The 13,389-nt window shown below is 67.6% G+C and carries 13 protein-coding genes; 11 read left to right on the forward strand and 2 right to left on the reverse strand.

The window, feature by feature from the left end; all coding sequences use genetic code 11:
- Positions 1-9: 9 nt before the first annotated feature.
- From A5752_RS16025 to A5752_RS16065, 9 genes are read left to right on the forward strand one after another with little or no spacing between them, the layout of a single operon-like run.
- Positions 10-675 (forward strand): TetR/AcrR family transcriptional regulator, encoded by a 666-nt coding sequence (locus tag A5752_RS16025; protein ID WP_502686740.1) that lies wholly within the window; start codon positions 10-12, stop codon positions 673-675.
- Positions 672-866 (forward strand): ferredoxin, encoded by a 195-nt coding sequence (locus A5752_RS16030; protein ID WP_067087507.1) that lies wholly within the window; start codon positions 672-674, stop codon positions 864-866. Before A5752_RS16025 ends, A5752_RS16030 begins: the two co-directional genes overlap by 4 nt.
- A 10-nt stretch (positions 867-876) precedes the next feature.
- Positions 877-2,115 carry a cytochrome P450 gene (locus A5752_RS16035; protein ID WP_067087488.1) on the forward strand — a complete coding sequence of 413 codons (1,239 nt, stop codon included), beginning with the start codon at positions 877-879 and terminating at the stop codon, positions 2,113-2,115.
- A 36-nt stretch (positions 2,116-2,151) separates the two neighbouring features.
- Positions 2,152-3,321 (forward strand): amidohydrolase family protein, encoded by a 1,170-nt coding sequence (locus tag A5752_RS16040; RefSeq protein WP_067087491.1) that lies wholly within the window; start codon positions 2,152-2,154, stop codon positions 3,319-3,321.
- A 59-nt stretch (positions 3,322-3,380) separates the two neighbouring features.
- Positions 3,381-4,568 carry a M24 family metallopeptidase gene (locus A5752_RS16045; protein WP_082963921.1) on the forward strand — a complete coding sequence of 396 codons (1,188 nt, stop codon included), beginning with the start codon at positions 3,381-3,383 and terminating at the stop codon, positions 4,566-4,568.
- Positions 4,569-5,711 carry a M24 family metallopeptidase gene (locus tag A5752_RS16050; protein WP_067087496.1) on the forward strand — a complete coding sequence of 381 codons (1,143 nt, stop codon included), beginning with the start codon at positions 4,569-4,571 and terminating at the stop codon, positions 5,709-5,711.
- A gap of 1 nt (position 5,712) precedes the next feature.
- Entirely contained in the window at positions 5,713-6,663 is a 951-nt protein-coding gene (locus A5752_RS16055) for an enoyl-CoA hydratase/isomerase family protein (protein ID WP_067087511.1), read from the forward strand.
- Positions 6,663-9,071, forward strand: coding sequence for a CaiB/BaiF CoA-transferase family protein (locus A5752_RS16060; RefSeq protein WP_231983432.1), 2,409 nt, complete (start codon positions 6,663-6,665; stop codon positions 9,069-9,071). Before A5752_RS16055 ends, A5752_RS16060 begins: the two co-directional genes overlap by 1 nt.
- Before the next feature lie 8 nt (positions 9,072-9,079).
- On the forward strand, positions 9,080-9,916 hold the full coding sequence (locus tag A5752_RS16065; RefSeq protein ID WP_067087498.1) for an SDR family NAD(P)-dependent oxidoreductase: 837 nt from the start codon (positions 9,080-9,082) through the stop codon (positions 9,914-9,916).
- 5 nt (positions 9,917-9,921) lie between these two features.
- Here the strand turns inward: A5752_RS16065 and A5752_RS16070 are convergent, their stop codons facing one another.
- Complete coding sequence (locus A5752_RS16070; RefSeq protein ID WP_067087499.1) at positions 9,922-10,764, reverse strand: SDR family NAD(P)-dependent oxidoreductase; 843 nt, start codon at positions 10,762-10,764, stop codon at positions 9,922-9,924.
- A gap of 18 nt (positions 10,765-10,782) precedes the next feature.
- Positions 10,783-11,868, reverse strand: coding sequence for an NAD-dependent epimerase/dehydratase family protein (locus A5752_RS16075; RefSeq protein WP_067087501.1), 1,086 nt, complete (start codon positions 11,866-11,868; stop codon positions 10,783-10,785).
- A gap of 93 nt (positions 11,869-11,961) precedes the next feature.
- Between A5752_RS16075 and A5752_RS16080 the strand changes: the two genes are divergently transcribed.
- Together A5752_RS16080 and A5752_RS16085 are read left to right on the forward strand one after the other, a co-directional pair.
- Complete coding sequence (locus A5752_RS16080; protein WP_067087503.1) at positions 11,962-12,768, forward strand: lysophospholipid acyltransferase family protein; 807 nt, start codon at positions 11,962-11,964, stop codon at positions 12,766-12,768.
- A 3-nt stretch (positions 12,769-12,771) separates the two neighbouring features.
- A partial coding sequence (locus A5752_RS16085) for an AMP-binding protein (protein WP_156613920.1) occupies positions 12,772-13,389 on the forward strand: 618 nt, incomplete at its 3' end.

Raw genomic sequence — 13,389 nt, forward strand, 5'->3', positions numbered from 1 at the left:
CGGTTGACTGTGACGGTGACCACTGCCAGAAGCGTGCGCACCGAACGGGCCAGCACGACGCGGGAAGCGATCCTGGCCGCCGCCGAGCGATTGTTCGCCGAACACGGTGTGTACGCCGTGTCGAACCGCCAGGTCAGCGAGGCGGCGGGGCAGGGCAACAACGCCGCGGTGGGCTACCACTTCGGCACGAAGGCGGATCTGGTGCGGGCGATCGAGCAGAAGCACCGCGTCTCGACCGAACGCCTGCTGTCGCGGATGGTCGGCGAGATCGGCGAGTCGACGGATCTGCGGGACTGGGTCGCCTGCCTGGTGCGCTCGCTCACCGAACACCTGGCCCAGATCGGGACCCCGACCTGGTACGCGCGCTTCGCCGCACAGGCACTGGCCGATCCGGAGTACCACAAGATCGTGGTCAAGGGAGCGCTCGAGTCGCCGTCGGTGCAACTCGTCGTCGAGGGCATCACCCGATGCCTGCCCGACCTGCCGCCCGCGGTGGTCACCGAACGCAACATCATGGCCCGCAACCTGATGATGCACACCTGCGCCGACTTCGAGCGCGCCTTCGCAGAGGGTGCCGACATGCCGCGCACCACATGGGATTCCGCGGCATCCGGGCTCATCGACGCGATCGTCGGGCTGTGGCAGGCGCCGATCACGGAGCACCCGGCACCATGAAACTTACCGTCGACCAAGACAAGTGCGTGTCGTCCGGGCAGTGCGTGCTCAACGCATCCGACATCTTCGACCAGCGCGACGACGACGGTGTCGTGGTGCTGCTCAACGACAGTCCGGCGGACAACCAGGCCGACGACGCCCGCAAGGCCGCCGCAGCCTGCCCCGCACTCGCCATCCACATCGAGGAATGAGAAAGACTGCATGTCCGAAACCTTGACCGGAACACCCGACGTGTCCGCGGATATCCCCGAATACCCGATGGAACGCGACACGCGCTGCCCGTTCGCCCCACCGCCGCAGATGCTCAAGATGGGTGAGGTCAAACCGCTGTCGCGGGTACGGATCTGGGACGGCAGCACCCCGTGGCTGATCACCGGCCACGCGGTGGCCCGCGAACTGTTCGCCGACTCCAGGGTCAGTGTCGACGACCGCCGCGACGGGTTCCCGCACTGGAACGAGCACATGCTCTCCACGGTGTACAAGCGCCCGCGCTCGGTGTTCACCTCCGACGCCGAGGAGCACACCCGATTCCGCCGGATGCTGTCCAAGCCGTTCACCTTCAAACGGGTGGAAGGGTTGCGGTCCGCCATCCAAGCGGTCACCGACGAGTGCATCGACAACATCCTCGCCGGCCCGCAACCGGCCGACATCGTCGCGAAGCTCGCACTGCCGGTGCCCACGCGGGTCATCAGCGAGATGCTCGGCGTGCCTTATGAAGACCACGAATTCTTCCAGCACCACGCCAACGTCGGCCTGGCCCGCTACGCCTCCGCCGAGGACGGCCAGAAGGGTGCGATGGGCCTGGCGAAGTACCTCAGCGACCTGGTCAAGGCGAAGATGGAGAACCCATCGGAGGACGCCGTCTCCGACCTGGCCGAGCGAGTGAACGCCGGCGAGATCAGCGTCAAGGAGGCCGCGCAGCTCGGCACCGGCCTGCTCATCGCCGGCCACGAAACCACCGCCAACATGATCGGAATCGGTGTGTTGGCGCTGCTCGAGAACCCCGAACAGGCGGCGCTCCTGCGGGATTCGGACGACCCGAAGTTCATCGCGAACGCGGTCGAGGAGTTGATGCGCTACCTGTCGATCATCCAGAACGGCCAGCGGCGCGTCGCGATCGAGGACATCGAGATCGCCGGTGAGACCATCCGCGCGGGCGAGGGCATCATCCTCGACCTGGCCCCGGCGAACTGGGACGCGAGCGCCTATCCCGAACCCGACAAACTCGACCTCGGTCGCGACGCGGGCCAGCAGCTCGGCTTCGGTTACGGCAGGCATCAATGCGTCGGGCAGCAGCTCGCCCGCGCCGAACTGCAGATCGTGTTCCACACCCTGTTGCGGCGCATCCCGACGCTGCAACTGGCCGTGCCGCTCGAGGATGTGCCGTTCAAGCACGACCGGCTCGCCTACGGCGTCTACGAACTTCCGGTGACCTGGTAGTCAGGTCCATTCCCCAGCCCGATTGGAGTGTCAACGATGTCAGCACCAAGTACCGCAACCCTGTATCCCCCCGAGGGGTTCGGCGCACCCAAGCACCGCAAGGGCCACGCCACAGGCGATTTCGGATTACCCACCGGCACCGAGATCTTCTCCGCCGACAATCACATCTCGGTGGCCGACGACATCTTCTACGACCGCTTCCCCGAGGAGCTCAAGGGCGCCGCGCCGCGCATCTGGTACGAGGACGGCGCCTATATGGTCGGCATGAAGGGCAAGGCCTGGACCGGTGGTGACTTCGGCCGCGTGCTGATGCAGTACGACGACCTGGCGGGCGCGGCGTCGAACAACATCGAGGCCCGGGTCCGCGAGCTCAAAGAGGACGGCATCGACAAGGAACTCGCCTTCCCGAACGCGGTGCTGGCCCTGTTCCACTACCCCGACAAGGCGCTGCGCGAGCGGGTTTTCCGGATCTACAACGAGCACGTCGCCGATCTGCAGGAACGCAGCAAGGGCCACTTCTACGGCGTCGGACTGATCAACTGGTGGGATCCGAAGGGCACTAGGAGCACGCTGGAGGAGCTGAAAGCGCTCGGGCTGCGGACATTTCTGCTGCCGCTCAATCCCGGCAAGGACGACGACGGCAACATCTACGACTACGGCAGCACCGACATGGACGCGGTGTGGGACGAGATCGAGGCCGCAGGCGTGCCGGTCAGTCACCACATCGGTGAGACACCGCCCAAGACGCCGTGCCAGAACAACAGCGTCGTGGTCGGCATGATGGTCAACGTCGACTCGTTCCGCGAACAGTTCGCCAAGTACGTGTTCTCCGGCATCCTCGACCGTCACCCGTCACTGAAGATCGGTTGGTTCGAGGGCGGTATCGCTTGGGTACCAACGGCTTTGCAGGATGCCGAGCACATGCTCGCGTCGTACCGGCACATGTTCAACCACCAGCTCGAGCATCCGGTCCGGCACTACTGGGACAACCACATGTGCGCGTCGTTCATGGTCGACCCCCTCGGCCTGGAGCTCATCGACAAGATCGGCGTCGACAACGTGATGTGGTCGTCGGACTACCCGCACAACGAATCCACCTTCGGATACTCGGAGAAGTCGCTGAAGACGGTCGTCGACGCGGTCGGACCGGAGAACGCGGTGAAGATCGTCAGCACCAACATCAAGAACTTCCTGGGGATCTCGTGACCACAGTCGCTCCACAATCGGCGCAGATCGACATTCCGGACACCCCGGATCTGGCCCGGATGTACCGGGAGTGCGGTGCCCGGCTGCGTGATTCGATGCGGGAGAAGGGCGTCGACGCGCTCGTCCTGCTCGGCAACGGCAACGTCGTGTACGCAACCGGCATCAGCTGGCCGCTGCTCGACGCCGGCCTGTCGCACGTCGAGCGCCCAGTGGCGATCGTCCTCGCCGACGATCCACACCCGCATCTGTTCATGCCGCTGCGGGAAGGGTCGTCGTCGCAGACCGAGGTGCCCGACGACCATGTCCACGGACCGCTCTACCTCGAGTTCGACGAAGGCGTCGAACATTTCGCGAAGGTGCTGGCCGACTTGGTGCCCACGGGCGGGAAGGTCGCGGTCGACGAGCTGACCGGTGCGATGCGCCGCGCGTCGGCCACGCTGTTCCCCTCGGGTCCGCCGTCGGACGCGGCGCAGGTCGTCGGTCCGGCCAAGCTGGTCAAGACGCCCGATCAGATTTCGTGTGTCCGCAGCGCCTGCCGCATCACCGAAGAGGCGATGGTGGACGTGCAGAAGGCGCTCGCCCCCGGGGTTCGGCAGGTCGACCTGTCCGCGGCCTTCGTCCGGCGCGCGTTCGAGCTCGGCGCGACGGCCAACATGCTCGAGGCCATCTGGCAGGTGATGCCCACGACGAAGACCAGCGGTTCGGTCTGGACCACCACCGGAGACCTGGCGCTGCCCCTGCTGACCACAGAGCGCGAACTCGAGCGCGGGGACGTGCTGTGGACCGACGTGAGCATCACCTACAAGGGTTATTGCTCTGACTTCGGCCGCACGTGGCTCGTCGGCGACGAGCCGAGCGATCGCCAGCAGGCGCAGTTCGACAAGTGGCGTGAGATTCTGTCCGCCGTGCTGTCGGTCACCAAGGCCGGCGCCACAAGTGGTGATCTCGCCCGCGCGGCGATCGCCGCCAACGGCGGAACGAAGCCGTGGCTGCCGCACTTCTACCTCGGTCACGGTATCGGCACCAACGCCGCCGAAATGCCGATGATCGGAACCGATCTCGGCCAGGAGTTCGACGACAACTTCGTGTTCCCGGCCGGGATGCTGCTGGTGCTCGAACCCGTGGTGTGGGAGGACGGCACCGGCGGCTACCGAAGTGAGGAGATCGTCGTCATCACCGACGACGGCTGCCAGTCGATCACCGATTACCCCTACGCGCCCTACGGACAGGAACGGATCGGCCCCTAAATGAGCACAGAGATATTGCCTGACGCAGCCGATCTGCGTCGCGGCCGCCGCGAGCGTGCGCTGGCCCAGATGGAAGAACGCGACATCGACATCCTGGTCCTGGGCCGGCAGGCCAACGTGCGTTACGTGACCGGAGCGCCGCAGTTGTGGGTGGCGGGCACCCGGCCGTTCGGACCGATCTGCGAGGTCGTTCGGTCGACCGGCGAGATCCACCTCAACAGCACTTGGGACGAGGGGATCCCCGACGAGATCCCGCACGACCACCTGTACGGGCTCGCGTGGAACCCGATGACGCTCGTCGAGGTGCTCAAGGCGCTGCCCGGCGCGGCGACCGCCAAGCGGGTCGGAACCGACTCGCTGACACCGACATTCGCCCAACTGCTGCCGATGGCGTTCCCCAACGCCGAACTTGTCGACGCCGAACCCGCGCTGCGGGCGGCGCGGCGGATCAAGACGCCCGATGAGGTCGCGGTGTTACGCGGTGCGCTGGGCGTGGCCGAAGCGGCGCTCGACGCGGCCCGCGCCGAGTTGGCCGCCGGTGCCACGGAGAAGTCGCTGACCGGAGCGCTGATGGAGGCGATGGCTGCCGGCGGCGTCACCACACCCGCCACCCAGGACGGCGCGTGGGTGACGAGCAAGGACCATCCCTGGCGACGCGCCCGCAGCGACGGTCGCATCGAGGACGGTGACCTGGTGGCGTTCTCGGCCGGTGCGCTGGCCGACGGCTATGTCGGAGAGGTCGGCCGCACCTGGCCCGTCGGTGAGGTCGGGGGGTCCGCGGTCCCGCAACTCTATGATCGCTGGAACCGCCTGTGGGACAGGCTGTTGGAGGCCTGTCGGCCCGGCCGACCCGCGAGCGGCCTGCTCGCCGCTTACGAAGCGGCGGACGAGCCCCTGCCCGCGATGCCCGTCGCACACGGCCTCGGGTTGGGCTACGACTCACCCGTCGTGACCCCCGCCCTGCGGGCCACCATCGCCGACGAGGTACTCGAACCGGGCATGGTGCTCGCGGTCAGCGGCTACGTCTGGCAGGAGGGTGTGGGTGCGGTGTTCAGCCGCGACGCTGTGCACGTCACCGCCGACGGGGCCGAGGTGCTTACCTCCAGCCCGCTGTGGAGTGGTGCGGGCGTCGGAATCGGCTGACATGTCGGACTCCGGGAGTCGGCCCGCCCCCGAGGACATCGTCCTCTACGAGAAGGATCCGGCGACCAAGATCGCGACGATCACGTTCAACCGGCCGGAGTACCTGAACGCACCGACGTCGGCGGCGCGGTTGCGCTACGCCGACCTGTTGCGCGGTGCGAGCGTCGACGACGACGTGAAGGTTGTCGTGATCCGCGGTGTCGGAGACAATCTCGGCAGCGGTGCGGACCTACCCGAGTTCATGGAGGGTGACGACGCCGCGCGGCTGGCCGAGCTGCGCGTCGACGATCCGAACGTCACCTATCCGCCGAAAGGGTCATTCCGGCACGGCGCGACGATGGGGCAGTGGTACGCCAACGTGGCGGCGGGCAACCGGGCGTTGCAGGAGCTCAAGAAGATCAGCATCGTCGAGGCGAAGGGGTACTGCTACGGCTGGCACTTCTACCAGTGCGCCGACGCGGACCTGGTGATCTCCAGCGATGACGCGCTGTTCGGCCATCCCTCGTTCCGGTACTTCGGTTGGGGCCCGCGGATGTGGACGTGGGTGATGACCATGGGGCTGCGACCGTTCCAGGAGATGGTGTTCACGGGCCGTCCGTTCACCGCCGACGAGATGTTGGCGTGCAACTTCCTCAACAAGGTCGTGCCGCGCGACCAGCTCGAAGCCGAGGTCGCCAAGTACGCCCACGCGTGCGCACGGAACCGGCCGGTGGACAGTGTCTTTCAGCAGAAGGTGTTCTTCGAGGTGGTCAAGCAGTTCCAAGGCGAATACCTCGGCAGCCTGCTGTCGGCGATGTTCGAGTCGATGGGCGGCGCGGCGCGACCCGACGGCGACGACTTCATGCTCGCCGACGCGATCGATGTGGGCCTCGCCGACGCCGTCAACGACATCGATGACAAGTTCCCGCCGGAGTTCCGGTTGAGCAAGACGAACCGCAGGAAGAAGGACTAGTGCCGGCGCTGGACGACCTCACCATCGTTGACCTGTCGAGCGGCATCGCCGGAGGCTACGCCAGCAAGCTGCTCGTCGACGGTGGCGCCACAGTGGTCAAAGTCGAGTCACCGCAGGGTGATCCGCTGCGGGCGTGGTCGGCGTCCGGCACGCCCATAGAACCCGGCAGTGACGGAGCGTTGTTCAGTTTTCTGGCCTGCTCGAAACACAGCGTCGTGGTCGACCCGGGCAATGCCGGCGACCTGGCCTTGCTGCGCGCGCTGCTGCGGTCGGCCGACGCGGTGGTGTGGTCGCGCGGTTCTGAGGTGGCCGAACTCGACGAGTTCGCGCCCGCCGCGATCGCCGACGCGTACGGCCAGCTGACCGTCACCGCGATCACCCCGTTCGGGCTCGAGGGCCCGTGGGCCGACAGACCCGCCACCGAGTTCACGTTGCAGGCGTGGTCGGGCGGCATGATCGGCCTGGGCAGAGGTGCACAGGACCGCGCTCCGGTCTACGTCGCGGGCCAGATCGGGGAATGGCTTGCGGGCGCGTACGCGGCGGCGGGCACAACGGCGGCGTCGGGCCTGGTGGACGTCTCGATCCTGGAAGCCCAGATACTGTGCCTCACTTACTATTCGGTGTCGTTCCACGACGCGCTGGGGCGGCCCTTCCGTGACCGCCGCCGGCTGACCGTCCCCGGGGTGGCGTCCGCGGCCGACGGTCTGGTCGCGTTGGGATGCGGCACCGCACAACAGTGGTTCGACTTGTGCGCGATGGTCGGCCACGACGAGTGGATCGACGAGGGCGGCGACCTGTCGATCACCGAACAGGCCAACATCCACGCCGAGCAGATCTACGAGTGGGTGCGCGAGAACCGCGTCGAGGACATCCTCGAACTGTCCAGCGCCTTCCGGATTCCGAACGCTCCGGTCGGAAACGGAGCCACCGTAACGGGTTTCGACCAGTTCGTCGAACGCGGCACTTTCGTCACCAACCCCCGCGACGGATTCACCCAGCCCGGCGCCCCGTACCGCACCACACCCTCGCTGCTGCGCGAGCCGCAGCCCGCACCGAGGCTCGGCGAGCACACCGAGCAATACCGTTCGCGACCGGTACACCAGGGCCGCGATTCTGCCGAGATCACGACCCGGGGTGGGGTTACGCGAACACCGTTCGAAGGTCTGCGCGTGCTCGACATGACGAGCTTCTGGGCCGGGCCGTCGTGCACCCATGCGCTCGCGCTCCTTGGCGCCGAAGTCATCCACATCGAGTCGACGGCTCGCCCTGACGGCACGCGGCTGATCGCCGGGGTGCCGATCACCGAGGAGCAGTGGTGGGAACGCTCGCCGATCTTCTCCGGGCTGAACACCAACAAGAAGAGCGTCACGCTCGACATCCGCTCGGAGCGCGGCATCGAACTCCTGCGCGAGCTGATCGCGACCTGCGACGTGATCGTCGAGAACTACACCCCGCGCGTGCTCGACCAGATCGGTCTGGATTTCGACGCGGTACACCGGTTGCGACCCGACGCGATCGTCATGCGCATGCCGGGGTTCGGGCTCGACGGGCCGTGGCGCGACAAGCCGGCGTTCGCCTACGTCATCGAGGACTGTTCCGGGATCACTTGGTTGACCGGCCATCCCGATCAGAACCCGGTCGAACCGTATTCCGTCGGCGACCCCAACGCGGGGGTGCACGGGCTCAACGCGCTGATGCTCGCGCTGGCGCACCGTCGTCGGACGGGCGAAGGTGTCCGGATCGAGGCCGCGATGGTCGACGCCGCGCTCAACGTCGCCGCCGAACAGGTCATCGAGTACTCCGCATACGGAAACCTGCTGCAACGCCAGGGGAACCGGGGACCGACCGCGGCGCCGCAGAACCTCTACCGCACCAGCGAACTCGACGAGTTCGGCCGCCCCGACGACTGGGTGGCGATCGCGGTGGCCACCGATGACCAGTGGGTGGGCCTCCTCGACGCGCTCGGACGGCCCGCATGGGCGACCGACGAATTCGCCACGGCCGAAGGCCGGCGCCGCCACCACGACACCATCGACCAGCACCTGAGCGCGTGGTGCGCCGACCGAACCGCTGATGAGATCGTCGAAACCCTGTGGGCGGCAGGCGTGCCGGTGGCCAAGGTGATGCAACCGCACCGCGTGGCCGACCTTCCGCAGCTGGTGCACCGCGGCTTCTACGAGAACGTCGACCATCCGGTCAACCCTGCGGCGCGGCACAGCACGCTACCCATGCGCATCGCGTCGAAGCGCAGCTTCCACCGCGACCCCGCACCGCTGCTGGGACAACACAACCGCGAGGTACTGACCGGCCTGGGACTCGGCGAGGACGACATCGCCGAGCTGGAGGAAGAGGGCGTCATCGGATCGGCGCCAGCGGGTCTGACCATTCGCACGACCAAAACTGGTTGACTCGACCCGTGGCCATCGATCCGTCGCACATCTTGCTGACCGGCCGCGTCGCGGTCGTGACAGGCGGTGGCGCGGGCATCGGCAAGGGCATCGCCGAAGGGCTGGCGGCCTTCGGGGCCTCCGTCGCGATCTGGGAGCGCGATCCGCAGACCTGCGCCGCAACCGCCGAAGGCCTCGGCGGAATCGCCGGCGCCGCCGGTGGAAGCGCGCTGGGCGTCGTCACCGACGTGCGCGACAGCGCGCAGGTCGACACCGCGCTCGAATCCACCGTCGCCGAACTCGGCGAGGTGTCGATCCTGGTCAACAACGCCGGCGGCGTGTTCAACTCGCCGATTCTCGAGACGACGGAGAACGGCTGGGATGCGCTGTACAAAGCCAACCTTCGTCACGTCCTGTTGTGCACCCAGCGCGTCGCGCGCCGGCTCGTCGAGGCGGGCAGGCCTGGCAGTGTCATCAACGTGACCTCGATCGAAGGTGTACGGGCCGCGCCCGGATACGCCGCCTACGCCGCGGCCAAGGCAGGCGTCATCAATTACACACAGACCGCCGCGTTCGAGCTTTCACCGCACGCCATCCGCGTCAACGCGCTCGCCCCGGACCTCACGCTGACCGAGGGGCTGATGCAGATCTCCGGCGGCGCGTTGCGGCCCGACGTCGCGCCCGGCATACCGATGGGCAGGCCTGGCCATGTCGACGAGATCGCGGGTGCCGCAGTGTTTCTCGCGTCCGACATGGCCAGCTACATCACCGGCCAGACCATCCATGTCGACGGCGGCACCCACGCCGCGGGCGGCTGGTATCACCATCCGCGGACGGGCAGGCCGACGCTCGGCCCGCCGGGGTGAGCGCGTCAGTGCGTCCAGCCGGCGGCGGACTGGTCCTCGAATGTGCGGTCGATGCGCTCGAAGCGGCGGCGGATCGAACCGCGAGCCGCGCTGTGCGGCAACACGTAGAGCCGGTTGGCCTCGATCGCATCAGCCGTCAGGCGGGCCACCTCCTCGACGTTGAGCACCGAGTCGTCGCTCGGGTCCGAGGCCAGCTGCTGCACCGTTTCCGCATCCGACGCGCTGGCCGGGCCGTAGTCGTCGCTGCGGACGCGTTCGGTGTTGGCCAGCAGGTTGGTGTCGACGATCATCGGGCACAGCACAGTCACACCGATCCCGTTGCCGCGCACCTCCCGCGACAGCGTTTCGGCGAGCGCGACGACGCCGTACTTGGCGACGCAATACGGCCCCAGCCCGACGTTGGGGATCAGCCCGGCGAACGACGACGTGAACGCGATGTGGCTGTCGGCTTCCTGCGCGATCAGCCGAGGCAGGAACGCCTCGACGCCGTGGATCGGTCCCCACAGATCCACGTCGATGACGAACCGCCAATCGTCGTGGCTGGTCTCGACGATCGGCCCGGCGTAGGCGATGCCGGCGTTGTTGAACACCAGATGCACGTCGCCGAACACGCCGAAGGCCTCGTCGGCCAGCCGGTTGACGTCATCGAGCTTGCGCACATCGCACACCACTCCGTGGGCGTCGACGCCGTCGGCGCGCAGGTCGGCCACCGCGCGATCGAGCGCCGTCGAATCGATGTCGCTGAGCATGATGCGCGCCCCGCGCCGGGCGAATTCCTGTGCGGCGGCGAAACCGATGCCGCTCGCGCCGCCGGTGATCACCGCGGCGCGTCCGTTGAACGTCTCCACCCGCCGAAGACTAGGCGGTCAGGACAGTTCGCGGGGTTGATCCCACGCGGGCTCGCCGAGTCGGGCGCGGATGGCGGCCCACGGATCCGCGTACTTGCCGGGGGTGTTGCGGTATGCGCCGCGGCGTTCGAGGATCGCGCGCAGCAGCGGTGCGAGCGGGGTCAGCAGGCGCATCAGGTAACGCGTCCAGCCCGCGTTCTTGGCGGCTTCGGCTTGCATGTCGGGCCACGAGTAGTGCTGGAACTGCAATGCCTCCTGCGCTCGAGCGGTGTCCATCCAGTCGGTGACGAACCACGCATCGTCGCGGTTCGGGTCGCCGGGCCTGCCCGGCGGTAGTACCCCCGGAAGGCCCCGGGCAGCCGCCAGCGCCACGCCCACCTCCTGCTGCCGGATCCGGTGTGAATCGTCGCCGGCGATCAGCAGGATCTCGCCGACGACGTCGGCTGTGGTGGCGGCGGCGAAGGCCCACGCGACGTCACGGACGTCGACAGTGTGCAGGCGTCCGTCGGTCGGTAGCAGGCTCTCGAAGTACAGGGCGTCGGCGCTCATCGGCATCGCGTTGGGATCGGTGCTCAGCACGCCGCCGAGGCGCAGCACCACCCACGGCAGCGTCGACGCGCGCACGACCGACTCGGCCTCCGCCTTGGTGCCGCTGTACAGATCGCACGGCCGCATCGGATCGTCCGCACGCACGGGCGCACTGGCGGTGTGCGGGTTGCGGGCACCGTAGACCGCATTGCTCGACGCCTGGATGAAGCGCGGGGGAGTCGGCTGTTGTTCGGCGATGCGCACCAGCGTGGCGGTGGCGTCGACGTTGACGCGCCGCGCCAGCTTCGGATTCTTGTAGATCGGCGGCGGGATCACGGCGGCCAGATGGATGATCGCCTCGGGCGCGACGTCCGAGACCAGCCTCTGCACGGATGCCTCGTCGGTCAGGTCGGTCCACCGCACGGTGACGCCCCGCGGCAGCTTCGACTGTGCTTTCCTGTTGGCCGGGGTGTCCAGGTCGGCCACGACGACCGTGCGTCCGAGTTCGGCCAGCCTGCGCACAGTGGCCGAACCGACCAGGCCGAAGCCGCCGGTCACCAGTACCGTCCCCGCCATTACGCCTCCCACCTGCGAATATGACATTCTCTTTTTACGAAAGTAGCATATTCACGTGGCGGGGAGGGCGGGCGCGGGTATGACAGATGCGGCATGAGTAGCAACGGGGCGCAGAAGCCGGAAGTCGCAAAGTGGGACCCCGAGTTCACCCGGGGGATCGTCAACAGGGTCGGCCCACTCATCAAGCGGTACTTCCGCGCTGAAGTGCGCGACCTGGATGTCATGCCGCCCGCCGGGGGAGCGCTGCTGGTGTCCAACCACTCCGGCGGGATGCTCACTCCCGATGTCCTCGTCTTCGCGCCGGCCTTCTACGCGAAGTTCGGCTTCGACCGTCCCGTGTACACGCTTGGACACGACGCGATCTTCGTCGGGCCCGTCGGCACGCTGCTGCGTCGCGCCGGGGTGATCGGCGCCAACCGGGAGAACGCGGCCAAGGCGCTGCGCGAGGGTGCGGTCGTGCTGGTCTTTCCGGGCGGTGACTACGACTCGTACCGGCCGACGTTCACGGAAAACGTGATCGACTTCGCCGGCCGCACGGGATATGTGCGCACCGCGATCGACGCCGGTGTCCCGATCGTGCCGATGGTGTCGATCGGCGCCCAGGAGACCCAGCTGTTTCTCGCGCGTGGCGATTCCATCGCCCGGCGCATCGGGCTCAAACGGTTGCGCGCCGAGATTCTGCCGATCAGCGTCGGGTTTCCGTTCGGGTTGTCGGTGTTCTTCCCGCCGAACCTGCCACTGCCCGCCAAGATCACCACCCGGGTCCTGCCGCCGATTAATGTGGTCGAGCAGTTCGGGAAGGACCCGGACGTGAAGGAGGTCGACGCGCACGTGCGCTCGGTGATGCAGGCCGCGCTCGACGAACTCGCCACAGAACGCCGCTTCCCGGTGTTGGGCTGAGCCATGGCCGACGTTCTCGGACTCGTGCAGACACTGTGGCGGGCCGGCCTGATCGCGCCATTACGACCCGACAAGTACCTGCGGATGGGTGCGGCGATGCGCCGCGTGGGGATGACGGCGACCGTCGGTTTCGCCGCGGCCGCGCAGCGCTGCCCCGACCGTCCCGGACTCGTCGACGAGCGCGGCACCCTGACCTGGAAGCAGATCGACGACCGCTGCGACGCCGTGGCCACCGGTCTGCAGAACCTGCCCGGCGGCACGCCGAAAACCGTTGCGGTGATGTGCCGCAACCACCGCGGTTTCATCGAGTCGCTGGTGGCGTCGAATCGCATCGGCGCCGATGTGCTCCTGCTCAACACCTCGTTCGCGGGCCCGGCGCTTGCCGAGGTGGTCGATCGCGAAGGCGCCGACATCGTCATCTACGACGAGGAGTTCTCCGAGATCGTCGAGCGGGCCATGGCCGACAAACCCGACGCCACGCGCATTCTCGCCTGGACCGATGAAGCCGCCGACGGTGTGACGCTCGATCGGCTCATCGAGTCCAACCTCGGCAAGCGGCCCGCGGCCGCCGAACGCAAGAGCGACATCATCCTGCTGACATCCGGCACCACCGGAACCCCG

The sequence above is a fragment of the Mycobacterium sp. 852002-51961_SCH5331710 genome, assembly GCF_001665535.1.
Lineage (GTDB): Bacteria > Actinomycetota > Actinomycetes > Mycobacteriales > Mycobacteriaceae > Mycobacterium.